Origin of the sequence: Myxococcus sp. AB056 (genome assembly GCF_006547365.1) — a bacterium.
GTDB lineage: Bacteria > Myxococcota > Myxococcia > Myxococcales > Myxococcaceae > Myxococcus > Myxococcus virescens.
In genome coordinates this window covers 124,811-147,977 of sequence record NZ_VHLB01000003.1, presented here as the reverse complement: position 1 = coordinate 147,977, position 23,167 = coordinate 124,811, and the positions used below count along the sequence as shown (strand labels likewise).

General features: G+C 68.4%; 21 protein-coding genes. 11 read left to right on the top strand and 10 right to left on the bottom strand.

Annotation, left to right across the window (positions count from 1 at the left end):
* Nucleotides 1-26: 26 nt before the first annotated feature.
* From FMP39_RS02580 to FMP39_RS02570, 3 genes are all read left to right on the top strand, one after another.
* Nucleotides 27-665 (top strand): hypothetical protein, encoded by a 639-nt coding sequence (locus FMP39_RS02580; RefSeq protein ID WP_141588438.1) that lies wholly within the window; start codon nt 27-29, stop codon nt 663-665.
* Nucleotides 662-1,075 (top strand): hypothetical protein, encoded by a 414-nt coding sequence (locus FMP39_RS02575; RefSeq protein WP_228557594.1) that lies wholly within the window; start codon nt 662-664, stop codon nt 1,073-1,075. The genes FMP39_RS02580 and FMP39_RS02575 overlap by 4 nt, the downstream gene beginning before the upstream one ends.
* Before the next feature lie 137 nt (nt 1,076-1,212).
* The gene (locus FMP39_RS02570) at nt 1,213-1,539 is read left to right on the top strand and encodes a hypothetical protein (RefSeq protein WP_228557593.1); all 327 of its coding nucleotides are present in this window, start codon (nt 1,213-1,215) and stop codon (nt 1,537-1,539) included.
* A 126-nt stretch (nt 1,540-1,665) separates the two neighbouring features.
* On the opposite strand, the gene FMP39_RS02565 is transcribed toward FMP39_RS02570, so the two are convergent.
* Nucleotides 1,666-3,183, bottom strand: a complete 1,518-nt coding sequence (locus tag FMP39_RS02565) for a long-chain fatty acid--CoA ligase (RefSeq protein WP_141588437.1) — start codon at nt 3,181-3,183, stop codon at nt 1,666-1,668.
* Between the two features lie 110 nt (nt 3,184-3,293).
* Between FMP39_RS02565 and FMP39_RS02560 the strand changes: the two genes are divergently transcribed.
* Both FMP39_RS02560 and FMP39_RS02555 read left to right on the top strand, forming a co-directional pair.
* Nucleotides 3,294-4,712, top strand: coding sequence for a serine hydrolase (locus FMP39_RS02560; RefSeq protein ID WP_228557592.1), 1,419 nt, complete (start codon nt 3,294-3,296; stop codon nt 4,710-4,712).
* Between the two features lie 107 nt (nt 4,713-4,819).
* A complete protein-coding gene (locus tag FMP39_RS02555) occupies nt 4,820-5,425 on the top strand; it encodes a hypothetical protein (protein ID WP_228557591.1) in 606 nt (201 codons plus the stop codon).
* Nucleotides 5,426-5,434: 9 nt separating this feature from the next.
* Here FMP39_RS02555 and FMP39_RS02550 read toward each other — a convergent pair whose 3' ends face one another.
* Nucleotides 5,435-6,472 carry a medium chain dehydrogenase/reductase family protein gene (locus FMP39_RS02550; RefSeq protein ID WP_141588435.1) on the bottom strand — a complete coding sequence of 346 codons (1,038 nt, stop codon included), beginning with the start codon at nt 6,470-6,472 and terminating at the stop codon, nt 5,435-5,437.
* A 118-nt stretch (nt 6,473-6,590) separates the two neighbouring features.
* Here FMP39_RS02550 and FMP39_RS02545 point away from each other — a divergent pair, with 118 nt between their 5' ends.
* The gene (locus FMP39_RS02545) at nt 6,591-7,595 is read left to right on the top strand and encodes a lipase family protein (protein WP_141588434.1); all 1,005 of its coding nucleotides are present in this window, start codon (nt 6,591-6,593) and stop codon (nt 7,593-7,595) included.
* A 62-nt stretch (nt 7,596-7,657) separates the two neighbouring features.
* Here the strand turns inward: FMP39_RS02545 and FMP39_RS02540 are convergent, their stop codons facing one another.
* The 6 genes from FMP39_RS02540 to FMP39_RS02515 form a co-directional block, all read right to left on the bottom strand.
* Nucleotides 7,658-8,848, bottom strand: a complete 1,191-nt coding sequence (locus FMP39_RS02540) for an alpha/beta fold hydrolase (protein ID WP_141588433.1) — start codon at nt 8,846-8,848, stop codon at nt 7,658-7,660.
* Between the two features lie 2 nt (nt 8,849-8,850).
* Nucleotides 8,851-10,512 (bottom strand): hypothetical protein, encoded by a 1,662-nt coding sequence (locus FMP39_RS02535; RefSeq protein WP_228557589.1) that lies wholly within the window; start codon nt 10,510-10,512, stop codon nt 8,851-8,853.
* A 209-nt stretch (nt 10,513-10,721) separates the two neighbouring features.
* On the bottom strand, nt 10,722-11,411 hold the full coding sequence (locus tag FMP39_RS02530; RefSeq protein ID WP_140786679.1) for a hypothetical protein: 690 nt from the start codon (nt 11,409-11,411) through the stop codon (nt 10,722-10,724).
* Between the two features lie 36 nt (nt 11,412-11,447).
* Complete coding sequence (locus FMP39_RS02525; protein ID WP_141588431.1) at nt 11,448-13,025, bottom strand: long-chain fatty acid--CoA ligase; 1,578 nt, start codon at nt 13,023-13,025, stop codon at nt 11,448-11,450.
* 8 nt (nt 13,026-13,033) lie between these two features.
* Nucleotides 13,034-14,029: a 3-oxoacyl-ACP synthase III family protein gene (locus FMP39_RS02520; RefSeq protein WP_090490963.1), complete on the bottom strand. Its 996-nt coding sequence runs from the start codon at nt 14,027-14,029 to the stop codon at nt 13,034-13,036.
* A 9-nt stretch (nt 14,030-14,038) separates the two neighbouring features.
* Nucleotides 14,039-14,776 (bottom strand): TetR/AcrR family transcriptional regulator, encoded by a 738-nt coding sequence (locus tag FMP39_RS02515; protein WP_141588430.1) that lies wholly within the window; start codon nt 14,774-14,776, stop codon nt 14,039-14,041.
* Nucleotides 14,777-15,172: 396 nt separating this feature from the next.
* Here FMP39_RS02515 and FMP39_RS37295 point away from each other — a divergent pair, with 396 nt between their 5' ends.
* The 4 genes from FMP39_RS37295 (at nt 15,173) to FMP39_RS02500 (ending at nt 18,380) form a co-directional block, all read left to right on the top strand.
* Entirely contained in the window at nt 15,173-15,340 is a 168-nt protein-coding gene (locus FMP39_RS37295) for a hypothetical protein (protein WP_194858200.1), read from the top strand.
* Nucleotides 15,341-15,763: 423 nt separating this feature from the next.
* Complete coding sequence (locus FMP39_RS02510; protein WP_011550359.1) at nt 15,764-16,240, top strand: Lrp/AsnC family transcriptional regulator; 477 nt, start codon at nt 15,764-15,766, stop codon at nt 16,238-16,240.
* Nucleotides 16,241-16,243: 3 nt separating this feature from the next.
* Nucleotides 16,244-17,464 (top strand): PLP-dependent aminotransferase family protein, encoded by a 1,221-nt coding sequence (locus tag FMP39_RS02505; RefSeq protein WP_141588429.1) that lies wholly within the window; start codon nt 16,244-16,246, stop codon nt 17,462-17,464.
* A 169-nt stretch (nt 17,465-17,633) separates the two neighbouring features.
* Nucleotides 17,634-18,380, top strand: coding sequence for an SDR family oxidoreductase (locus FMP39_RS02500; RefSeq protein ID WP_011550357.1), 747 nt, complete (start codon nt 17,634-17,636; stop codon nt 18,378-18,380).
* 61 nt (nt 18,381-18,441) lie between these two features.
* Here FMP39_RS02500 and FMP39_RS02495 read toward each other — a convergent pair whose 3' ends face one another.
* Complete coding sequence (locus FMP39_RS02495; protein WP_141588428.1) at nt 18,442-20,838, bottom strand: transglycosylase SLT domain-containing protein; 2,397 nt, start codon at nt 20,836-20,838, stop codon at nt 18,442-18,444.
* Between the two features lie 354 nt (nt 20,839-21,192).
* Here FMP39_RS02495 and FMP39_RS02490 point away from each other — a divergent pair, with 354 nt between their 5' ends.
* Entirely contained in the window at nt 21,193-21,888 is a 696-nt protein-coding gene (locus FMP39_RS02490; protein ID WP_153904228.1) for a hypothetical protein, read from the top strand.
* Nucleotides 21,889-21,969: 81 nt separating this feature from the next.
* Here the strand turns inward: FMP39_RS02490 and FMP39_RS37290 are convergent, their stop codons facing one another.
* Nucleotides 21,970-22,236: a hypothetical protein gene (locus FMP39_RS37290; protein WP_194858206.1), complete on the bottom strand. Its 267-nt coding sequence runs from the start codon at nt 22,234-22,236 to the stop codon at nt 21,970-21,972.
* Between the last annotated feature and the right edge of the window lie 931 nt (nt 22,237-23,167).

Below are 23,167 nucleotides of genomic sequence, written 5' to 3'. Positions count from 1 at the left end.
CCCACATGGCTGCTAGCCTCCCTGGAATGCGCCACAATCGGTGCTTGCTCTTCGCCAGCATCTGGTTCGCCGCGTGCGCTGGCGCCCCAGGGATGCCCCGTGAAGCCGAGCACTATGGCTTCGTGAACGCCACCAGCCGGCGTGTCTGGGTCCGGGGGCCCTGGGAGGCCATTTCCCCTTCCGATGACATCGACGTGGTCATCGACCAGCTCTGCCCCGCCATCATGCGGCTACCGGGCGCGACGGACCGCGACCATGGCCAGGAGTACTGCGGGGCGCTCTATTCCCTGGGCGATGGCATCTACCACGCGAGCTTCCCGTCTCCACTGGGCACGAAACGCCCTGTGGGCCCCAGCAGGCGAAAGACCTGCTATGCCCCCATGAGCGTCAAGGACGCACGCGGCCGGGCATCGGTCATCGCCGACTATCACAGCCACCCCTGGTCGCCGTCCCCCATGTCGGAAGAGGACCGCAGAGCGAACACTCAGCGGTACTTCATCCGCATCCAGTTCGACGCCCGGTGCATCATCCACAAGCTCGTTCCCCATGCGAATGAGGCCCGGCCTGGCGAACTGTACGTCCGGGAAGCCCGGCAATGGAGACTCGTTGGACGCATCCTTCCCGAAGACAAGGCCACCGGCCGCATCACCACGGTGACGGAATGAAGTTCAAGGTCCTCTCATTCTGCATGTTGCTGTCGGGATGTATCCCCCGCCCCGCGACGCTTCCACGCGCCGCACCGGAAGAAGCCGCGTGGTTCAAGTTCCCGGATGCGCTTCCTGCTGACGGCCGACACGAGATTCCTTCCGCAACGGCGGCCGCCATCCAGTTGGCGATGGATGATTTCCGTCCCAGGCACCTTCGCATTCCGGGCAACGCTTCCCCCGTGGAGGTCTGCCTGAACCAGCGCCAGTCCTATGACGTGAGGACCGCCCCCATGCCAGAAGGCATCCTCCTCGTTCGCTTCTCCGTCAGCGCAGGTGCTTGCATGCAAGACGGCCCCGTCACCGACATGGGTGCCACCTATGCGGTGGACACTCGCGCGTGGCGCATCCTGGCGGTGCAGCAGCCATGACGCGCTCTGGGCCGCTTTCGCTCCTCATGCTCGGAGCCCTGTCGGTGGGCTGCGCCACAACCGCGCCGCTCCTTCCCCGAGCGACACCCGAAGAAGCGGCGGGTTTCACCTTCCCACTCGAACTCCCATCAGAAGGGATGCTTCACCTGGAAGGGAACACCGCCGCGGCCATCCAACTCGCCATGGATGACTTCAGGCCACGCGGTGCAGCCATCCCCCCGGGTGTTCGCCCCGACGAGGCATGCCTCTACCTGCCACAGTCCTACGACGTGACTTCTGCGCCGGGGCCGGAGGGCGTGGTCCTGGTTGAGTTCCAGCAGAACGACACCGTCTGCCCGCCATCACCGGCGCTCTCCGTGGAAGCCATCTCCGGCAAGCCGCTTCGAGACATCACCACCTACGCCGTGGACGTCCGGACCATGCGCATCCTGGCGGTGGGCGTGCAGACTCGACCCAGGCCCTGACGCGCCTCTTCCGTCGTCGGCCAGCTCGACAAAGATGGCCTGCCGCGTGACCGGCACATCGGCGGCCCGGCACGAACGGATGCGCAGCCGCCAGGGACACGGGCCTGGGGAGGACTTGTGGGCAACTCAGGGCGCGCCGTGCGCGGCACCGAGCGTGCGCCGGTCGACCTTGCCGGCGGAGGTCCTCGGCAGGGCTTCCACGAAACGAATCGACTTCGGTGTCTTGTAGCGAGCGAGCCGTCCGTCGCAGAAGCGCAGCAGGGCCTCCGCCGAAGGCGAGGTGCCCGGCCGTGCGACGACGAGCGCGCGCGGCGTCTCCCCCCACTTGGGGTCCGCCACGCCGATGACGGCGACCTCGGCCACATCGGGATGCCCCGCGAGGACGCTCTCCACTTCCGACGGGTAGATGTTCTCTCCGCCGGAGATGATGAGGTCCTTGCTGCGGCCCACGATGCGGAAGCACCCCTCCGCGTCCCGCGTGGCCAGGTCGCCGGTGTGCAGCCAGCCGTCCGCGAAGGTGCGGGCGGTGTCCTCCGGACGGCGCCAGTAGCCCGCGCACAGGTGAGGGCCTCGCAAGAGCAACTCGCCCACGTCGCCCGGCTGCGTCTCACCATCGATGCGAGCCTCGACGTGGAACAGGGGCACGCCCACCGCCCCCGGCTTGCGGCGCACGTCTTCCGGCGGAAGCCAGAAGTTGTTGGGGCCCGCTTCCGTGAGGCCATACCCCGTCTTGAAGTCCACGCCACGAGCGAAGAAGCGCTCGAAAACGGGGCCCGGGCAGGGCGCGCCGCCGCTGATGACCAGCTTGAGGCGTGACAGGTCCACGGCATCGAAGCGCGGGTGGCGCTGCATCTCGATGAACATGGTGGGCACGCCGAAGAAGAGACTCACCACGCCCCGCTGCACGAGGTCGAACACGCCCTCCACATCGAAGCCCCGGCACACCACCGATGCGCCGCCGACGTAAGCCAGCGGCGCGGTGAAGACGCTGAGTCCTCCGGCATGGAACAACGGTGCGTTGAGGATCGCCACGTCATCGGCGGTCAGGCCCCAGCCCATCACCGTGTTCACCGCGTTGGCGGTGATGGAGCGGTGCGTGAGCACCGCAGCCTTCGGCAGACCGGTGCTTCCACCCGTGTAGCAGAGCACCCATGGGGCATCCTCCTCCAGCTCCAGCGGAGGGAGGGCCACGTCCGTCTGCGTGTCGCGCTCGGAGAAGGCCCGCTCGCGCGGCCCTGGAGCCGCGAGACTGAGCCAGTGGCGCACGAAGGACGCGCCAGACCGCACGGCCTCCACCTGGGCTCGGAACTCCTGCCCGAAGACGAACACCACTGGCTCGGCATCCGCGAGTAGTGCTCCCAGCTCCGCGGCACTCAGCCGCCAGTTGAGAGGCTGGAGGACGGCGCCCAGCTTCGCGCACGCGAAGAAGAGGTCGAGGAACTCGACGCAGTTGTAGGCGAGCACCGCCACACGGTCCCCTCGCCCCACGCCCAGCACATGGTGGAGGAAAGCGGCGGTACGCGAAGCCGAATCGTTCCATTCACGAAAGGAGATGCGTCGCTCGCCATGGTCGGCGTCGATGAGGGCGGTACGCTCAGGGGCCAGCGCGGCACGCCGTGCCAGCCAGTCATGGACGATGGGCATGGTATCCACGCTAGCTGAACCCGGCGGCATCGCGCCCGGCTCAGGAAAGGGAAGCGGGCAAGCAACCCGCCTCACCGTCACCGCCCCACCCGTTCGGAGAGCCACACGACATGCAGCCCCCATCCCACCCATGGCTGCTCGTCGCAATGCTCCTCCTGCTGGGTGCGGAAGCAGGAGCCGCATCCACTGAACGCACACGCCGCGCCAAAGCCTCCGCCACGCTGGAGCAGTCACTCCTCGCGGCCGTGCGGGACGCAGGCTTTGACCAGGTGCTCGACTTCAAGCGCGACGGTGCGCGCATCGCCCACGCGCCCTACGTCGACGTCGCCGTCATCGAACTGGATGCCCGGAGCCGCCCCACGGCCGCCGCCAACGTGCTGCTGTCGCGCGACTACCCAGGTGGCGCCGTCGTCCCCATCGACGTCGAAACGCTGGGCACCACGGCAGTGCGTTACACAGCGTGGAATCTGGACCATTGGGACAGCGGCGCCCACGAGGCCACACCCACGGAGCCCCTGGTCCCCGGACGAGACAAAGCGCCGCTCCGCTTCATGGCGCCCTACCCCGCCTCGCTCTTCAAGCTGCTCATCGCCTTTCGTGTCCTCCGGTGGGTGGACCAGGGGCACCTCACGTTGGACCAGCCCTGGCGCTTCCTCCGAGACACCGAGGACAAGGGCACGCGCCCGATACGTGACTGGCTGGAGCCGATGGTGACCGAATCGGACAACACCGCCACCGAGGCCCTGGTGAAGCTGCTCCACGAACAAGGCGCGATGGCGGGCCTCAACGCGGAGCTGGCGGCGCTGGGCCTGGACACGCTGCAAGTCCATGGCACGTCCCCGGTGACAGGCCGGAGCTGGAACCCCGGCCAGATTCACATGACAGCGCTGGATACAGCGCGGCTGTTGCTGCTCATCGAAGGAGGCCCCGGTGCCCTCTGGCGCACCGCATCGGGCCGCGAGGTGACGGCGAAGGAACTCTCTGGCGCGTCCAGAACCCACCTCCAATCCCTGCTCGCCGACCAGGCCCTGCACGAAGCGCTGTCATCCACGCTGCTGTGCGGAGATGCCCGCGCGGAGCCAGGCATCCCCGCGGCCGTCCCTACTCGATGGGTGAACTCCGAGGACGGCACCGTAACGGCGGCGGAGACCGCCTTCGGCCGGGACACGCGCCCCTGCAACGCGACGGCGGAAGTCACATTCCTCCATAAGACAGGGCTGACGGAGAACTACGGCAGCGACGGCGGCATCGTCCGCTCCCTGCCCGGCAAGCCCTGGCGCCGATACATCGTCGTGTTCCTGTCCAACCTGGGCTACCGCTACTACGACGCGAAAGTGGCCGACGCGGCGGACTTCGCGAAGGGCGAAGACGGCTTCCCTTACGTCAGCACGTCCATCAGCTACACGCAGCGAATCCCTGCGCTGGGCCGCCGAATCGACGCGATGATGCGGGAGCGTCAGCGCGCACGCCCCCAGGGTCCTCCCGCGAAGGACTCCGCTCCCCAACAGGCGCCTCGGCCCGCTCGATAGAATGGGGCTTTCGGCCGTGCCGTCGCATGCTTGAAAGTACGTGCCGGGACACACACAGCACGGCCTGAATGTGCGTCACCCCAGGCACACAGAAAGTCGTCACGAACATGCTCTCGCACCACAACACCCAGCTCGTTGCATTGAGCCCCGCGCCGTCGACCCTCGCCGAGGGCGCCACGCCACCGTGGCCGCCTCCACCGCTGCGCGTTCAGCCGAAGCCGCCCGCGCATTATCAAGGGACCACGAACACCATCATCATCGGCATCGGCCTTCCGTTACTGGGCGCCTACGCCCTCTACGAAAACGAGCGTGCCGTGGCCATGGTGGGCTTCATCGGCGGACTGGTGGCGTGGATCTTCGCCGCGCTCCGGTTCAGCCAGGAGAGCAAAGCCCGCCAGCACAACCAGGCCGAACACGTTGAGCACGTGCGCCGCGCCATCCTGACGTGGGCGCGCATCACGGATTCGGCCATCGTGGAGCAGGTGCGGGACAGCGACGGCCGCAGCATCCACTACCTGCTCGACCTCCACGTCATCCCGTGGCACCCGTCCCACCCAGCGCCGCGAAAGGTCCCCCTCCGGTTGAGAGTCCCGGTGGCGCACGGCGCCCATGTGGTGCCGGGCGCGTACCTCGGCGTGCTCTCCGACCCGGAGGCGGCATGGGTCGTCCCGCAGAGCCTCCTCACCCTGCAGGGCGCGCAGCTCCCCCTCTGACGCACGCCCTCACGGCACCAACACCAGCTTCCCCACCGTGCCGCCGGACTCCAGTGCCCGGTGCGCATCCGCCACCGCGTCCAACGGAAACGACTTCACCGGTGGCGGCACCAGCTTCCCCTCCTCCAACCAGCCCAAGAGCCGCGCCATGGACTCCTCCAACACGGCGCGCTGCTCGAACAGGTACGACAGGTTGAACGCCAGCACGCTGGTGTTGTCGTTGGTGAGCGTCAGCGGATCGAACCGCGGCGTGCGCAGCCAGTCCCAGGCCAGCTTCGCGTAGCTTGGCCGCCCGCCGGTGCGCGGCAGCATGGAGTGGAAGCCGTAGATGACGAGCTTCCCCGGCGACGCCAGGTGCTTGTAGCTGTCGCGCAGCGTGGACGGCCCGTTCGCATCCAGCACCACGTCATATCCACGGGGCGCCGCCTTCTTGGCCGCGCTCCACAAGTCCTCCCGGCTCTTGTCGATGACGACCTCCGCCCCCTGCGCGCGAGCCGTCTCCACCTTGTGCGTCCCACCCACCACGCCCACCATCCGGCACCCGGCGATGCGACCCAACTGGAGCAACGCCCCACCCACGCCTCCGGCCGCCGAGTGCACTAGCACGTTGGCCCCCGGACGCGGGTGCGCCAGTTCGAACAGGGCGTAGTACGCGGTGAGGAACACCGTGGGGAACCCCGCGGCCTGCTCCATGCTCAGCCGCGCGGGCAATGTGAACACCTGGTGACGGGGCACCGTGACGTGGGTGGCGTAACCACCGAAGCGCGTCACGCCGAACACTCGCGCTCCGGGTGCCAGGTCTTCCACGCCCGGTCCCACGGCATCCACGTGGCCGGCGAACTCGAAGCCCGGGGTGATGGGCCACCCCACATACTCCTTCGCGGAGGCGTACAGCCCCATGCGGATGACGCAGTCCGCATAGTTCACCCCAATGGCTTCGGTGGCCACCCGGACCTCACCGATTCCAGGTGAATCCTGATTCACCTCTTCAAGGTGGAGCTGCTCATACCCACCTGCTTTCCGGATGACGACCTTGCGTGCGCGCATGGCCCGTTGCTTACCACGCGACGCAACGCGACAACGTCCGCGCACGTCCAGTCAGCGGAAGACGCGCGCGAGAGATGTCTCTAGACTGTGTATCGAATTCCCAAACAAACGAAGGAGTATGCCCATGCGACTGAGGCCTTCGCTGTATCTCGCGAGCACGCTGCTGTTTGGCATCACCACTGGCTGCGGCGAGGACATCGCGTCCCACGAGGAGGCGATGGGCGAAGTGGAAGCCGCGGCGGTCTCCACCTCCGGCGCCACCACCCATTTCCGCAACTGGCTGTCGTCCAACGGCTACAACAGCTACGACTTCGTTCGCACGGACCTCACGGGCGGCAGCTACGGCGGCAAGGCCAGCGCCTCCGACACCGTGACGAAGCAGCCCGTCATCTTCATCCACGGCAACTCGGACAAGGCGGTGGGCTCGGTCTTCGGCCAGACAGGCTGGACCAACTCCCTCGAGTACTTCCACTCGCGGGGCTACAAGACGAGCGAGCTGTACGCGACGACGTGGGGCCCGGCCAACGCGCTCCAGTCGGCGAACCAGTACCACTCGAAGCAGAACGTGATGAAGGTGCGCAAGTTCATCGAGGCGGTGAAGGCGTACACCGGGGCCTCGAAGGTGGACATCATCGCCCACTCCATGGGCGTGACGCTGGCGCGCAAGGCCATCCTCGGCGGCACGGCCCACGACGCGGCGGACGGCGGCACATACAACGTGGGCGCGCCGCTCACGTCCTCGGTGGACACCTTCGTCGGCATCGCCGGCGCCAACCTGGGCCTGACGTCTTGTTACATGTCCGGCCCGACGACGCCCACCTGCGGCTCCACCAACGGCCTGTACCCGGGCTACCTCTTCTGGGGCAGCGTCACCGGCCGCTCGACGTACCTCAATGACTTGCGCTCGACGAGCGGTTACGAGGGCGCCTTCCGCTACACCATCTACTCCACGGCGGACGAAATCATCGGCTACGACGGCATCGTCTACGGTGAGTACACGTCGCGCATCCCCGGGCAGACAGGTGAGAAGCGCTACACCGGCTACCCCTACGGCCACTTCAACTCGAAGGACCTGACGGCCGAGGTTCAGTACGACATGGTGGTCAACCACACCATCCCGTAGTCATCCGCACCCGGCACCTCCACCCTCGCGAGAGGGTGGAGGTGGACCGGCGCAGCACCCCACTACGGCTGGGGCAGCACGCCCGGCGTCGGCTCGCCTTCCTGGCCCGGCGTGGGCGGAGGCAAGCTCTCCGGCGTGAGCGGCTCGGACGCCGGCGCGGGCGGAGACTCCGGCCGCGGCGCCTCCTCCTTCGCGGGAGCGGACGGCACCTCGATGCGCCCCGCCGCCGCGTCGCGGACGAACGCGAAGGCCGCCTCGTTGAAGCGCTCCGCACAGTCGAGCTGCACGGTGTGCCCACAGCCCTCCAGCGCCACCAGCTTCGCGCCGGGAATGTGGGACGCGCCGTACTCCATGATGCCGCGCGCCTCGCCGCCGTGGAGGAAGGGGCTGGGGATGAGCCGGTCATCCGTGCCGTAGATGATGACGGTGGGCACGGTGACGCGGTGCAGGTTGTCGCGCACGAAGTCGTTGTGGGACAGGCCTCGCACCGTGCGCACGTTGGCGTAGGCGTAGGCGTCGAACTCGGGCGACTTCGCCAGCCGCACGCGCTCCTCAATCAGCCACTCCAGCTCCGGCCGCCAGTGCATGAAGTTGGCCTGACGCACGCTGCCCCAGATGCTGGCCTCCGGCGCGGACTTGATGAACTCGGAGCTCATCGCCCGCGCGAACCACTCCTTCTCCCGCCAACTGAACTTCTCGAAGCCGGCGGGCGACGCCAGCACCAGCGCGCTCAGCGACTCCGGGTAGCGGATGGCGAAGGAGAGCGACGTCTGCCCTCCCATGGAGTGACCGGCGAGCACGGGCTTGTCCAGGCCCAGGCCGTCCACCAGCTCCAGCACCGCGTCCGCCATGGCCTCCATGGTGTACGGGAAGGTGCCGGGCTTGTCGGACTTGCCGTAGCCGGGCAGGTCCACCGCGATGACGCGGTAGCCCTGCTGCTGGAAGGCGTCCAGCTGCGCCCGCCAGAACTTCAGGTACGAACCCAGGCCGTGGATGAAGACGACGGCCTTCGCGTCCGGGCCGCTGCCGGGCATGTCGACGTAGGCCATCTCTGGCACCACGGCCATGCCGTACTGATTCGCGGTGCGCGGAAGCGGAATCCGTTTCACCGGCCAGGGCTGCTTCGAGCCCTCGGAGGTGTAGTCCAAATCCTGGAAGGAGAGCGCGGGCTGGTGCGCGTACGAGCGCACGCAACCGGCGGAGGAGAGCCCCGCCGCGAGGAGCAGGGCCGTGAATGCGCGGGAGGTGCTCATGGTCAGAACGCGTACCAGGTGAAGGTGGTGAAGACGGAGAAGGGATTGGTCCGGATGGTGGGCGAGCCGTCGTAGAAGCTGCCCCGGAACAGGTAGCCCGCGTGCAGGCCGGCCGTCATGAGGTAGCGGATGTGGTAGCGCAGCTCCGCGTTGACCTCGGTGCCAATGTACCGGCCGCGCTCGACCTCGGGCGTCCACCGCACGGGCGTCGCGTCGGAGGTGGCGGTGCCCACGCCCAGCTTGAGGTTCAGCTTGTTGGGCACCATGTCCCACGCCGCGGTGGCGATGGCGGCGCGCATGCCGTAGCCCTGGTTGGAGATGTCCGTCACCGCGCCCGTGTAGTTGTTCACCGTGCTGGTGAACGGGAACAGGATGAGCATCTTGTGGTTGAACCACACCGCGCCCGGCAGGCCGTACTGGTTGAGCGTGAAGGCCCCCGTGTAACGGCTGTCGGAGAGGTCGTCGTCGCCGGTGGTGTACATGCCCTCCAGCGTGAGCATGTCCGCGGGCCCGCGGCCCCACTGGTACATCAGCTCCAGGTTGGCGGAGAGGCCGGAGATGTTGAGCTCGGCCAGGGCGGAGCGCTCCGGGTCGTCGCTGACGTACTTGCCGCCGTTGTACATGACGAAGCCGGACGCGCCGAACCGGCCCGTGCGGAAGTCGATGTTGTGGTTGAAGTTGGCGCCCGCCCAGAAGACGTTGCCCGTGGGCCGCGCGATGTCGAAGCGCGCCGTGCCCGTGAAGGTGTTGAGCCCCGTGGAGGACGGACCGCTCTTCACCAGGCCCTCGAAGGCGTAGGCGTCCCCCTTCGTCTGGTCGTTGAGGAACCACAGCGACAGGCCCACGTTGGTGTTGGGCCGCACCGGGTAGACGTAGTCGCCGGTGATGAGCCAGATGTACTTCAGGCGCGGGTCGTTGCGCGTGCCCTTGTCCGCCTGCGCGGTGCCCAGCGGCATCAGGCTCAGCTTGGCCAGGCCCTTGTAGCCACTGAAGAGGGAGATGCCCGTGGCGTCGCTGCCCAGGAAGCTCATCTTGTAGCCGGTGCGGGTGATGTCCGACAGCGGCGTGCGCGTGGGGTCGTAGACGTTGTCGTAGACGGGCTGCGTGCCCACCAGCAACGTCAGCTCACGCGGCTTGCGCGTGGGATACAGCGCGACGTTGACGTTCTTCGTCTGGATGTTGACCTGGTCGGCGTTGAAGCCGCCGCCCTCGTTCTGCTGGAGCGCGTTGGCCGACCGGCCCCACATGTAGTCGATTTCGAACTGGGCCCGGAAGGAGGCCAGCCCGTCCACGAAGTGGGGGCTGTACTCCATGACGGGAATCCACCGCTGCTCGATGAAGTACGCGGACAGGCCGGGCTCGGCGCGCACCGCGCTTCCCGCGGGCATGCCAATGGGGCCCAGCGACACGCCGCGAAGGCCGGCCGGGTCGCCCACCTGGTTCTGCACCGACACGCGCGTGAAGAAGTAGTTGATGAGGCTGAACTGACTCGGCTTCGCGTCCTCGTCGCGGTTCGCCTCGTCGTTCCACTCACCGTAGTAAAGGCCGGGAACCGGCGTGCTCTGCGCCGCCGCCGGAAGCGACACACCCGCCAGCGCCAACGCCAGGGCTCCCGCGGACCGCCGCGCCGCCCTGCGTGCCTCGGACAACCACCACCGTGCCATAAACACCTCGGCCCCATGCGCGGGGGCGCTCCCAGCCTTCTGGCCGGACTGCGAACGTCTGCGTGCTCGACTTTTTCCGTGGCCCGCGGACTGCCCGCCTCGCGAGGCCGTGCTCCACCCCTGCCGCGCCCGCGCCACACGGCACCCGCCGGGCACGGGCCCCACGCGGAAGGGAGGAGGAGCACGCCTCCCTTCCAGCGGGACTCACGCTAGCCGCCGATGGTGTAGCGCTGCACCGCCTTGCCATCGAACGGCCGGCTCTCGCCCCCGATGACCTGGTTCACCGTGGCCGAGCCCACACCACCCGCCGCGCAGTTGGCGCCCGTGGCGCCGCCCTCGAAGAAGAGCTCCAGGTCCAGCGTCCGCCGGTCCGCGGAGAACGCGCCGCGACCCACCTGCCGGAAGCCCGGGTAGGTGAACGCGACGTCGAAGCACTCGCCGTCGCCCTGCACGTTCTCGATGCTCACGACGGTCGAGGTGAAGGACAGCGCGTTCTGCGGGAGCTCGGGGTTGCAGGTGCCGGACATGCCCGCGTTCGGCGCGCCCTCGATGGTGCCCGGGATGCTGTCGACCCGGAAGTTGCCGCCCTGCACCGTCATGGTGACGCTCTGATAACACTGCGAGCTGGCACCGAAGTTGATGTCTTCACTGAAGCCGTTCGGATGGCTGGGAATGTTGGCCCCAGTCATTGTCAGCGTCTTGCCTTCCACGAACGCCAGGATGCCCTGCGGCGTGCTCAGGTTGGGCGTGTTGTCCACCGGGTCGCTCTCACCACAGCCCACCAGGGACAGCGCAGACGTCATCACCGCGGACAGCAGCAGCTTCTTCTTCATGGGTTGCTCCTCTTCCTCCGGCGGGCATCGCCGGGCTGACGCGACAGTCGACAGGCAGCGAGCCACCGTTGGCGTGGCCCGTCCTTCAAGGTGCGTTCACGCTCAATGACGCGAGCTGTCCCGGTCCGCGGCCACGGCCGCGTCGCGAAGCTCACGCTTGAGAATCTTTCCGGCCGCGGAGATGGGCAGGCGCTCCATCAGCTCCACGCGCTTGGGCACCTTGAAACGCGCCACGCGTCCCCGCAGGTGCTCCAACAGCGCCTCCGCCGAAACCTTCCCATCCGGCTTCAGCACCACGAAGGCGCGGCCAACCTCGCCCCACTTCTCGTCGGGCACGCCCACCACCGCGCACTGCGCCACCGCGGGGTGCTCGTACAGCGCGGACTCCAGCTCCAGCGGGTAGATGTTCTCTCCGCCGGAGATGAACATGTCCTTCTTGCGCCCGGCGATGGTGAAGAAGCCGTCCGCGTCCACGCGCGCGAGGTCGCCGGTGTGCAGCCACCCTTCCGCGTCAATCGCCTCGCGCGTGGCGGCCTCGTCCTCGAAGTAGCCGGAGCACATGGAGGGGCCCTTGAGGAGCAGCTCCCCCACCTCGCCCGTGGGGACCTCCCGGCCGTCGTCATCCACCAGCTTCGCGGCGATGAAGTAGTTGGGCCGGCCAATGGAGCCCGCCTTCGACACCGCGTACTCCGGGCCCATGCTGAAGAGGCCCGGGCCGAACTCCGTCATGCCGAAGCCCTGCTTGAAGGGCACCGGGTGCACCGCCTGCCACGCCTGGATGAGCGGCACCGGCAGCGCCGCGCCGCCGCTGGTCATGAAGCGCACGGAGGAGAAGTCCGTCGTCTTGAAGCGCGGCGACTCCAGGAGCTGCTGGTACTGCGTGGGCACCGCGAAGAAGAGCGTCACCTTCTCCCGGGGGATGAGGTCCAGCAGCGCCTCCGGCTCCCACCGGCGCATGAGGACGACGGTGCCGCCCACGGTGAGCAGCGGCAGCGTGTACACGAGCAACCCGCCCGTGTGGAACATGGGCGTGTGCGTCACCGTGACGTCGCCGGGCCGCACCTCGTGGACCAACGTGTTGAGGGTGTTCCACGCCACCATGCGGTAGCTGACGCGAGCCCCCTTCGAGCGCCCCGTCGTTCCGCCGGTGAAGATGAGGCAGAGGATGTCCTCCTCGGACACCGCGTCCTGCGTCACCGGCGAGCCCGGCACGTGGGCCAGCGTCGCCGCGTATGCATCCGCGCCCGGCAGGCCTTGCGACTCCAGGGACACCAGCCGGGGACCACCGCCCAGGCGCTCGCGGACGTCCGCGAGGGTGTCGCGGAAGTCGTCGCCGAAGAGGAGCACGCCCGGACGGATGGAGCGCACCAGGTCCGCCAGCTCAGCGGCGTGCAGGCGCCAGTTGAAGGGGACGAAGACGGCGCCAATCTTCGCGCAGGCGAACAGCGCGTCCAGGTACTCCACGCCGTTGTGGGCCACGATGCCCACCCGGTCGCCCTTCTTCACGCCGGCCACGTCACGCAGCCAGCCGCCCAGCGCGGTGGCGCGCATGTTCATCGCGCGGTAGGTGAAGCGGCCCGTGTCACCCCGGGACGGGTCCACCACCGCGACACTGTCGGGCCAGTAGAGGGCACCACGGCCCATCCAGTCACCGATGAACATGTGCGCGCCCTCCGTCATGGCGTGACTCAGGCCGTCCAGCGGTAGAGGGCGGAGGCCATGGCGAGCCCGCCGCCGCTGGCACACAGGGCCACCAGGTCGCCGCGCTTCACCTTGCCCTGCACCACCGCGTCATCCAGCGTCATCGGGATGCAGGCCGAACCGGTGTAGCCCCACTTGTCCATGGTGTAGTGGGCCTTCTCCATCGGCTGGCCCAGGATCTTCATGGTCGCTTCGATGGTGCGCAGGTTGAGCTGCGTGAAGACGAACTGCTTCACGTCGTCCAGCTTCAGGTTCTGCCGCTTGAGGAGCTGGTCCAGCAGCATGGGCCAGCGCTCGGTGTTGAACGTCGCCGGGAACTTGCGGACGAACTGCACCGCGGGCTTGCCGCCCGTGAGTTCCAGCGACTCCGCGGTGGCCGGGCGGTTCGTACCGCCGGTGTAGACCCCCAGCGCGTCGTGGTACTCGCCGTTGGCCAGCAGCTTCGCGCCCATGAAGCCGGGCGTGTCACCCGCGCCCAGCACCACCGCGCCCGCGCCGTCCGCGAACAGGGTGGCGGTCTTCTTGTCCTTCCAGTTGATGTAGCGCGACATGCCGTAGGCGCCCACGACGAGGATGCGCCGGTAGCTGTCATCCGCGGCAATCGTCTTGGAGCCCACGTCCAGCGCCGTCACCCAGCCCGCGCACGCGCAGTTGAGGTCGTAGGTGCCGGCGTTCACCGCGCCCAGCTTCGCCTGCACCACGGAGGCCGTGGCGGGGCTGAGATAGTCCGGGGTGTCGGTGGCGATGATGATGAGGTCCAGTTCCTCCGGCTTGGTGCCCGCGCGCTCCAGCGCCTGGCGGGCGGCGCCCACACAGAGGTCGGAGGTGGCCTGGTCATCCGCCATCATGTGGCGTTCGCGAATGCCCACGTTCTGCTGGAGCCACTCATCCACCTTCTCACCGAGAATCTTCTCGACGTCAGCGTTGGTGAGGACCTTCTCGGGGACGTAGCGGCCAGTGGAGAGAATCTGGGCGTATCGCATGAGTGTTCGTCAGCTCCGGGCGCCGCGCGCCGGTCGGCGGGCGGGACGCAGGGTGTTCTTCTTCAGGGGCTTCGGTTTGGGCTTCGGCTTCGGCTTCGAAGCGGCGGAGGACTTCACGGTGTTGCGGCCCGTGGAGGCACGCGGGTCCAGGCCGTGGGAGATGAGCGTCATCGCGGTGTCGAGGACGCGCTCGAGCCCCGGGTCCTCCTCCCAGAGGACCCAGCGCATGCCGAGGAAATCACTGATGCCCATGAGGCAGTAGGCCAGCGCCTCCGGGTCCATGCGCCGCACCTGGCCCGCCTCCATGGCGCGGGTGAGCCCGCTCACGTAGCCGCGAGCGAAGCGGTCGTAGTAGCGGCGGTAGCAGGCCTCATCCACGAACTCCGCCTGGCGCACCACACGATAGAGATTGGGGTGCTGCCGCACGAACTGGAAGAAGGTGCGCAGGCCCTGGCGCTCCACGTCGACGCGGTCCTCGCAGCCGGCCACGGACTCGGCGATGAGCCGGCGCAGGCGCGTGCCCAGCTCGTCCACCACTTCGACGAAGATGGACTGCTTGTCGGGGAAGTAGACGTAGAACGTCCCGAGCGCCACGCCACCTTTGCGCGTGATGTCCGCGATGGAGGCGCGCTCGTAGCCCTTCTCACCGAAGACCGACTCCGCGGCCTTCAACAGCTTCGCACGCGTCTTCTGGCCTCGCGGCGTGACGGGTCCGGAGCGGTCTGGAGAAGATGAAGCCCGATTCATGTTTCACCTAGCGGTAGCACCCGGCAGGGAGGGTGTCAAAGCACGGTCGATGGCTTCGCGCGTCAAACCGCACGTTCGACGCACGGCGTCAGCACTCGTGCGGCGCCGACGTGCGCGAAGCCTACTCTGAATGTTCAGTACACGTGGCCACGCGACGGGAGCCGTTGCGCGTCTGGACTTGCCGCGCGGGAGGCGGCGCGGGCACGACATGCCACATCATCCTCGGCCTGAGTGACGGACGGTGACACGGAGTGCGCCAGCACGGATGCGCGGGAGGCGCATTCTGGACGTAGACGGGCAGACACACGGCGCTCATGCGTGGCTCCCCCGAAGTGACATGCAGTCCACTGCACCGCGCTCGGAGCTGGAAATCACAAACACATAGGACTGTCGGCAATGGCCTCGCGAGAGGTCGTGCGCCGCAAGGTCGCCACTGGCAGCCTCCACGCCTCCCACATAGGTGCCGGGCAGGTGCAGCCGAGCCGTCCCCAGCCGCGCACCGAGGTGGACGCGCACGCAACCCCACGCATGGGCCCGCCACTGCTCGCCAGTGAGGCGGCGTAGATATCCTCTTCAAAGAGAGACGACAGACCGACAGGCTCTCCTGGATGCACGCGGCGAGTCTGCGGCCCATGTTCTGCCGTCCTGCCCCAAAGTGATCGGGCTCCCGGCCCGTGACGCGGACTTGCTGTCACGAGCACGGCGCGCGGCGCCGTGAACAGTCAGGCGCCAGCCCTCCGTTCATCCGGACACAATGCGCGGCGTCAACGAGCCCTGGGCAGGTGCCACCGCACCTGGCTCGCCCCAGTTTCCAGCCGCCGTCCGGCCGAGGCTCCGCCCGGCGGACAGACACACCTTTCCACTGTCAGCATCGACACAGTTCACGGTGCGAATGGACGTCGCGTTCGAGGTTGCACCCTTGGAGCATCAAATATAAATTATCTGCCGTCCCGCAAAAGTGCCTATAAATTCAAGGCAAACGCCCCCATGTTCCTGGACGAACTAGACCACCGCATCATCGACATGTTGCAGCGCGATGGCCGCGCCACGCAGCTGGAGCTGTCGCGTGCGGTGAAGCTGTCCCAGCCGGCGGTGGCGGAGCGGATCCGCAAATTGGAGGAGCGCGGCGTCATCACGGGCTACTCGGCCCGCGTGGACGCGGCGAAGCTCGGCAAGGACATCACGGCCTTCATCGGCGTGAGCATCGAGCACCCGAAGTACTTCGACGAGTTCTTGCAGAAGGTGCTGTTGCTGCCGGATGTCCTGGAGTGCCACCGCGTGGCGGGCCAGGACTCATACCTTCTCAAGGTGAAGACGGCGAACACCCGTTCGCTCGACTCCCTCCTGGTGGGAACGCTGCGCACCATCGCGGGAGTCACCCGCACGCAGACCACCATCGTCCTGACGTCCATGAAGGAGGACACGCATGTCCGCGTGCCTCCAGACACCCCAAAAGGAGCGTGACGTATGAGCGCCGACGCGATGAGCGCCCCCCTTCCCCCGCCGCCCGTATGGCGGTTGGCCCAACGGATGTCCCGCATCAAGACGTCCGCGGTGCGCGAAATCCTGAAGGTCGCCGAGCGGCCCGACATCCTCTCCTTCGCGGGAGGCCTGCCGGCCCCGGAGCTCTTCCCGCTGGAAGCCATCGCCGAGGCGCACGCCGAGGCCCTGGCCACCGAGGGCCGCGCCGCGCTCCAGTACAGCACCACCGAGGGCTTCGGCCCGCTGCGTGAGTGGATTTGCGGCCACCTCCAGAAGCGCGGCCGCCAGTCCAACGCGGACCAGGTGCTCATCACCAACGGCTCGCAGCAGGGCATCGACCTGGTGGCCAAGGTGATGCTGGACCCCGGTGACCTCGTCATCGTGGAGAACCCCAGCTACCTGGCGGCGCTGCAGACGTTCGGCGCCTATGAGGCGCGCTTCGCCACGGTGGGCAGCGACGACCAGGGCATGCGCACCGACGACCTGGAGCGCCTGCTGGCCACGCACAAGCCCAAGCTGGTGTACGTGGTCGCCAACTTCCAGAACCCCAAGGGCACCACCCTGTCGCTGGAGCGGCGGCGCGAACTGGTCCGCCTGGCCCAGCAGTACCGCTTCCTCATCCTGGAGGACGACCCGTACGGCGAGCTGCGCTTCCGCGGCGAGCACGTGCCGTCCCTGTCCGCCTTCGACGACGAGGGCGTCGTCGTGTCGCTGGGCACCTTCTCCAAGACGCTGGCCCCGGGCATGCGCCTGGGCTGGGTGGTGGGCCCGCGCGACTTCGTGCGCAGCCTGGCCATCGCCAAGCAGTCCACCGACCTGCACACGGCCACGCTGGCTCAGCGCGCGGTGGTGAAGCTGCTGGCGCGCTTCGACTACGCGGCCCACCTGGAGTCGCTGCGCCCCGTCTACGGCGAGCGCGCCCAGGCCATGCTGGACGCCCTCCAGGCGCACATGCCCGCGGGCACCCGGTGGACGCACCCCGAAGGCGGCATGTTCCTGTGGGTGGAGCTGCCCGGCGGGCTGGACGCCCAGGCGCTGCTGCCCAAGGCGGTGGAGCAGAAGGTGGCCTTCGTGCCGGGCGCGCCCTTCTTCGCCAACAACCCGCGCCCGGAGTTCATGCGCCTCAACTACTCCAACCGCCCGCCGGATCTGATTGCCGAGGGCATGCGCCGCCTGGGCGCCGTGATTGCCGCCGAGCTGGGTTGAGCCGCTGACGGAGCACCTTTGCCGCGCCGCGTCGGAAACGACGCGGCGCTTTTCGTTTCAGCAGAGTTGAAGATTGATTCAGGTTTCAACTCGCTCACCGCTGGCCAGCGCGGTCGGGGTTTCGTACCCTGCGCGGCATTTCGTACCACCCCACCTGCCGGAGAGACACATGCAGCTCAAGGACCTGAAGATCATCGTCACGGGCGGCGCCCAGGGCATGGGCGCTCACTTCGCGCAGCGCCTGCACGAGGCGGGCGCCCAGGTGGCCGTGGGTGACGTGGCCGAGGAGCGCCTCGCCGCGCTGCCCGCCGGCATCCACCGCCGCAAGCTGGACGTGTCCTCCGAGGAGGACATCGTCTCCTTCGTGAACTGGGCGCAGGGCGCCATGGGCGGCCTCAACGGCCTCATCAACAACGCGGGCATCCTCCGTGACGCGCTGCTGGTGAAGAAGGACCGGACCACCGGCGAGGTGAAGAAGCTGTCCACCGCCGACTGGAACGCCGTCATCGGCGTCAACCTCACGGGCGCCACGCTGATGGTGCGCGAGGTGGTGGCGAAGGTCGCCGAGTCCGGCCAGAAGGGCGGCGTCGTCGTCAACATGTCGTCCATTGCCCGCCACGGCAACCGCGGCCAGTCCAACTACGTGTCCGCGAAGGCGGCGCTGGCGGCCAACACCGTCACCTGGTCGCGCGAGTTCAGCCCCTTCGGCGTGCGCGTGGGCGCGGTGGCCCCGGGCATGATTGAGACGCCGATGACGCAGGGCATGAACCAGAAGGCCCGCGATGCGCTGGTCTCCAACATCCCCGTGGGCCGCATCGGCGTGCCCGAGGACATCTGGCTCGCCGTGAAGTTCATCCTGGAGTGCGACTACTTCAACGGCCGCACCATCGACGTGGACGGCGGCCTCAACTTCTGAGTCCCCTCCTCCGGGCGGCACGTCACCGTGCCGCCTGGAGGTTCCGCTGCGACGCCGAGCTTCACCGCCGGCTGGCGTCACTGAGGCGCAGGTCCCTCAGCAGCGCGGGCTCGTCCGCGTAGAGCAGCTTGTAGGCGCTGTAGCTGCCGAGCACCTTCTTCACGTACTCGCGCGTCTCCTCGAAGCCGATGTGCTCCACCCACTCGTCGAGCTCCGCTTCGGGCAGCGCATGCCGCCAGCGCTCCACCGCGCGCGGCCCGGCGTTGTAGGCCGCCACCGCGTAGGCCACGTTGCCTCCGAAGTGTTTGACCAGTTGTCCCAGGTACGCCGCGCCCAGGCGGATGTTGGTGTGAGGCTGGAGCAGCGCGGACTCACCCGGCATCGGCATGTCCAGTGCGTCCGCCACCTGTCGCGCCGTGGCCGGCATCAACTGCGCCAGGCCCAGCGCGCCCGTGGCCGAGCGCGCGCGGGCATTGAAGCGGCTCTCCTCGCGGATGAGACCCTGGAGCAGGTCGGGGTCCACGCGGTGGGCCCGCGCGTAACGGGCAATGGGCGAGCGGTACGCCAGCGGCCAGGTGGCCTCCCAGATGGGACGGGACGCGGCGCTCAGCGGACCGTGCACCTCCTGCTTCAGCGAGGTGCGCGCCACCTGCCGCGCGGCCCGATTGCGGCCGGTGCGCTTCAGCGTCTGATACAGCAGCCGCGCCGGGGCCTCGGGCAGCGCGCGCGCATCCACGGCGAGGAACTCCTCCACCGCGCCGGGCAGCCCCAGGCGCATCAACTCCACGCCCGCGTTGAAGCGCGCGTCCTTCGCCAGCGCGCCGGGCGGCAGCGGCCAGATTTCCTCGGACTCGCCCACCTCCTCCACCGCTTCGTCCGCCGGGGCGTCATCGCGGCCGGAGCCGCCAGTGCCCTCCATGGCCTCGGGAGGCGCGGGCTTGGGGTACAGCCGCGCCACGCGCTCCGGTGAGAGCAGCGCGAGCCGTGAGCGGGCCAGCATCCCGTACCAGGCCGCGGGGCGCTCGGCGGCGATGTGCGCGTACGCATCGAGCGCCGCCTGCGCCGAGGCGCCGGACTCCTGCATGCGCGCACGCCAGTACCGCGAGCGCCACAGCGCCTCGTCCGTGCGCGCCGCCTCGGGCAGGCTCTCCACCGCCTTCAGCGCGGCCAGGGCCGCCGGGGCGTTGGCCTTGCGGGAGTGCAGCCAGAAGGCACGGAAGAGCGACTCCGACGCGAAGTTCCCCGCCGGATAGCGCCGCGCAGCCTCTTCGTAGCGCACCAGGGCCGTATCCACGTCGCCCGTGCGCTGGAGCAACCACGCCTCGAAGAAGAGCGCGTCATCCGCGTAGCCATGCTCCGGGTAGTCCCGGGCGAGCGTGGCGTAGGTGGTGATGGCCGCCTTCGGCTCCACCACCGACTGGGAGTAGCCCAGGATGTAGAGCGCCTGCGGCCGCTGCTCGGACGCGGTGCAGCCCGCCACCATGGGCTCCAGCACCTCGATGGCCCGTCGGTGCTTGCGCTCCTTGCGCAGCGCCCGACCGTAGGTGAGGTGCGCGCGGCAGGCCAGCTCGTCGGGCATCTCCAGGTGCGGCAGGACCTTGTCCAGCAGCGCCATGCCGGCATGGTTGCGGTGCAGCTCCACCAGCGCCTCCGCGCGGCGCACCCGCCACTTGAGGGGCAGCGGCAGCCCCTTCAGCCGCTTCTCGGCGCGGCGCGCCTCGTTCGACAGCGGACTGGTGGCCCACACCTCCAGCAGCGCGCGGTGCTCGGCGTTGTACTGCCCTTGCGCGCGCGCCAGGTCGCAGATGGCCAGCAGCGCCTTCATCCGGAGCGCGTCCGGACCTCGCGACTGACGGCTGTCGATGAGCTCCTGGAGCGCCGTCAGCGCGCCCGGGATGTGGCCGCGCCGCTGGAGCACCCGCGACAGGCTGAAGCGCGCCTCCGGATAGAGCGGCGAGCCCGGGCTCACGGCGCGGTAGAGCCCCGCAGCCGTGTCCAGCTTGCGCAGCCGCTCGTTGGCCTGGGCGGCGCGCAGCAGGCAGTGGTCGCGCAGCGCGCCGTAGTCCTCCGCCAGCGCGGCGAACTCCTCGGCCGCCACCGCGTGGTTGCGCGCCAGCAGCGCGCTCTGCGCCATGAGGAAGCGGACCTGCGGCGTGGCCTCCTCCTGGGCCAGCAGGCTCCGCGCCCGCGCGTAGCGCCCGCGCCGGAACTCCGCGTGGGCCTTCGCCAGGGTGCCTTCCGCGAAGTACGGCGCCAGTTGCTCCGGCCCGAAGGCCGCGGTGGACAGCTCGCCGTCGGACGGCTGCGCCACGGGTGAGTCGAGCAGCGCTTCCAGCTGGTCCTCGGAAAGCACCTCGCCGGGCTCTTCCTCCAGGGGCGCCTGCGCCCAGGAAGGACCTGCTCCCAGCATGCCCGCGCACGCCAGGAACACCACGGCACCTGCTCGAAGTCCGTCCATGACTGCCCTCGTTTTGAATCCAGGGGCGGCAATGCATCGGCACTCGGAGTGCGATTGGGACGGGTACCTCACATGACTTTCCGCGCGCCCGTCATCCAGCGGATACAGCGCGCCCCGCGGCGCGACACCGGATGCTCGATACCCAACGGCGGCGCGTGCACGCACGTAGGACGTCCTGCGGACAGGTGGCGGTTTGCACCACCCGGGCCCGCGCGCGCTCCGGCAGCGGCGAATCCAGTCCTCAGGACACTAATGCAACACGGCTGCGAAACATGATTACACATGAGATACGGCCAGATGTGCCGAAGCAGCCTGAACGCTTCGCGCCATTTCACCCATGTGCCGGGAACCGTGATGCATCCTCGACCTCTTCGACTGGCCCTCCTGGCCGCGACGGCGATTCTCTTCGCCGCATGCGGCGCTTCTGATTCCGACTCCGACGACATCGAGTGTGGAGGGTATGGACACCTCCATGGCGACCACTGCCACTGCGACGAGGGCTATGTCGCGGACGGCCTCACCTGTGTCGTCGCCGAGGAGCCCGTCGAGGAATGTGGTGGCCACGGACACCTGCATGGTGACCACTGCCACTGCGACGAGGGCTACACCGAGCAGGACGGCACCTGCGTCGTCGCCGAGGAGCCCGTCGAGGAATGTGGTGGCCACGGACACCTGCATGGTGACCACTGCCACTGCGACGAGGGCTACACCGAGCAGGACGGCACCTGCGTCGTCGCCGAGGAGCCCACGCTCGACTGCGGCGAGCACGGCCATGCCCATGGCGACCACTGCCACTGTGACGCGGGTTACGTGGAGCAGAACGGCACGTGTGTCGCGGAGACGCCAGTGCTGGACTGCGGCGAGCACGGCCACGCACACGGCGACCACTGCCACTGTGATGCGGGTTACGTGGAGCAGAACGGCACGTGTGTCGCGGAGACGCCAGTGCTGGACTGCGGCGAGCACGGCCACGCGCATGGCGACCACTGCCACTGTGATGCGGGTTACGTGGAGCAGAACGACACGTGCGTCCCGGCTCCCGCGCCGTGAGGCGCCCCTGAGTTCGAGCTCATGAGGCAGTGACGGGCCCTCGTGCGGGATGACGCGGGCCCGTTTTCATGAAGGCGCGGCTCAGCCATCCAGGTCATTGAGAAGCTTGCCGATGGGCGTCGGCTGGCCGCTCATTCGCTGGAGGCAGTTCTGATTGTCCGAGCCCTGGTCGAACATGCGCAGGTTGCGGTTGTTGCCCGGCGCATGCCCGAGGAGTCCTGGCGCAGCGGCAACCCGTGCTCGGCGCGAATCATGTTGTCGCTGGGCGCCCAGCCCTTGGGCGGGGGTCGGGCGCGGAGCGTTGGGCCCGGCCGAGGTTTCCGTTTTCTGCGGCTTGCTGGTGTCCACCCTTGGGGGCGCGCTGTTGGAGCGGGAGGTAGGCGACTCTCCGACACCAGAGCATCTCCCGCACCTACCGCAGCGCGCCAGGGCCCGCTGCGAGACGACGTGATTTCAGTGGGTTACGCCTGTCTCTGAGGCATGGTGGGACAGGCGGACCGGTGACTGGCGTCCCCCGTCACCACCACTGCCGCGTCTGGCGGCGGATCCGCTCCACGCGGTTCCGGACGCTGCGGTGGCCCGAGGCCAGGCACCCACACCGCCTGCCGGCCACACACCGCGCCGCGACGCTGGCATGGGGGCTGGCCTTCGGAGCGCTGGAGGCGGCGGGCGGGCGGGACACTCGGGGGGAGCGCCTGCGTCGGCAGCAGCGGCACGAGCTTCCTGGATTCCAGGCCGTCATCGCGCCACCTCCAGGTGAGAAGGGCAGCACGCACCTCGTGAGGGCTTCATCGCCAGTTGCATGGATGGACTCCGGGGCTCGCGTCCAACAACCGCGAAAGGCAACCTTCGTGCCTTTCAACGGACAGACGCAGGTCCCTGGTTTTCCTGGCGGTACCGAAACGAGCTGACTGTGCGCGTGTGCAATGGACGTCACACCGCGTGACGCGGGTGGCAGAGCGACACGGCGACAATGGGAGACAATCACTGCTCACGGCGTCGTCGCGCGCACAGCCTCACACGCGATGCGCTTCACCCCGTCCGCCAGCCGACGTCATCCTTCGACTCGCGGACGACTGGCAGGATGACGGGCTAATCACGAGATTCCAAGCTATTCAGGAAGAAGCGGCGGAGCCGTCGGTTCTCAGTAGCGGAAACGAAGGCTCGGCCACATCTTCCGGAAAGGCGGGAACATGCGCCTTTCCAGGTGGCAGCAGGGCCACCCGGGCAGCCCTCTTCAGACAGGGAGGGAGTCCCAGACCAGGGGTGCGAGGCGAGG

Bases quoted from the DNA above. Each gene is read 5' to 3' on its own strand.
- FMP39_RS02560 (WP_228557592.1), top strand. From the start codon at position 3,294: ATGCAGCCCCCATCCCACCCATGGCTGCTCGTCGCAATGCTCCTCCTG.
- FMP39_RS02510 (WP_011550359.1), top strand. From the start codon at position 15,764: ATGTTCCTGGACGAACTAGACCACCGCATCATCGACATGTTGCAGCGC.
- FMP39_RS02580 (WP_141588438.1), top strand. From the start codon at position 27: ATGCGCCACAATCGGTGCTTGCTCTTCGCCAGCATCTGGTTCGCCGCG.
- FMP39_RS02495 (WP_141588428.1), bottom strand. From the start codon at position 20,838: ATGGACGGACTTCGAGCAGGTGCCGTGGTGTTCCTGGCGTGCGCGGGC.
- FMP39_RS02575 (WP_228557594.1), top strand. From the start codon at position 662: ATGAAGTTCAAGGTCCTCTCATTCTGCATGTTGCTGTCGGGATGTATC.
- FMP39_RS02500 (WP_011550357.1), top strand. From the start codon at position 17,634: ATGCAGCTCAAGGACCTGAAGATCATCGTCACGGGCGGCGCCCAGGGC.
- FMP39_RS02570 (WP_228557593.1), top strand. From the start codon at position 1,213: ATGCTTCACCTGGAAGGGAACACCGCCGCGGCCATCCAACTCGCCATG.
- FMP39_RS02540 (WP_141588433.1), bottom strand. From the start codon at position 8,848: ATGAGCACCTCCCGCGCATTCACGGCCCTGCTCCTCGCGGCGGGGCTC.
- FMP39_RS02555 (WP_228557591.1), top strand. From the start codon at position 4,820: ATGCTCTCGCACCACAACACCCAGCTCGTTGCATTGAGCCCCGCGCCG.
- FMP39_RS02550 (WP_141588435.1), bottom strand. From the start codon at position 6,472: ATGCGCGCACGCAAGGTCGTCATCCGGAAAGCAGGTGGGTATGAGCAG.
- FMP39_RS02505 (WP_141588429.1), top strand. From the start codon at position 16,244: ATGAGCGCCGACGCGATGAGCGCCCCCCTTCCCCCGCCGCCCGTATGG.
- FMP39_RS02545 (WP_141588434.1), top strand. From the start codon at position 6,591: ATGCCCATGCGACTGAGGCCTTCGCTGTATCTCGCGAGCACGCTGCTG.
- FMP39_RS02535 (WP_228557589.1), bottom strand. From the start codon at position 10,512: ATGGCACGGTGGTGGTTGTCCGAGGCACGCAGGGCGGCGCGGCGGTCC.
- FMP39_RS02525 (WP_141588431.1), bottom strand. From the start codon at position 13,025: ATGACGGAGGGCGCGCACATGTTCATCGGTGACTGGATGGGCCGTGGT.
- FMP39_RS02490 (WP_153904228.1), top strand. From the start codon at position 21,193: ATGCATCCTCGACCTCTTCGACTGGCCCTCCTGGCCGCGACGGCGATT.
- FMP39_RS02520 (WP_090490963.1), bottom strand. From the start codon at position 14,029: ATGCGATACGCCCAGATTCTCTCCACTGGCCGCTACGTCCCCGAGAAG.
- FMP39_RS37295 (WP_194858200.1), top strand. From the start codon at position 15,173: ATGGCCTCGCGAGAGGTCGTGCGCCGCAAGGTCGCCACTGGCAGCCTC.
- FMP39_RS02565 (WP_141588437.1), bottom strand. From the start codon at position 3,183: ATGCCCATCGTCCATGACTGGCTGGCACGGCGTGCCGCGCTGGCCCCT.
- FMP39_RS02515 (WP_141588430.1), bottom strand. From the start codon at position 14,776: ATGAATCGGGCTTCATCTTCTCCAGACCGCTCCGGACCCGTCACGCCG.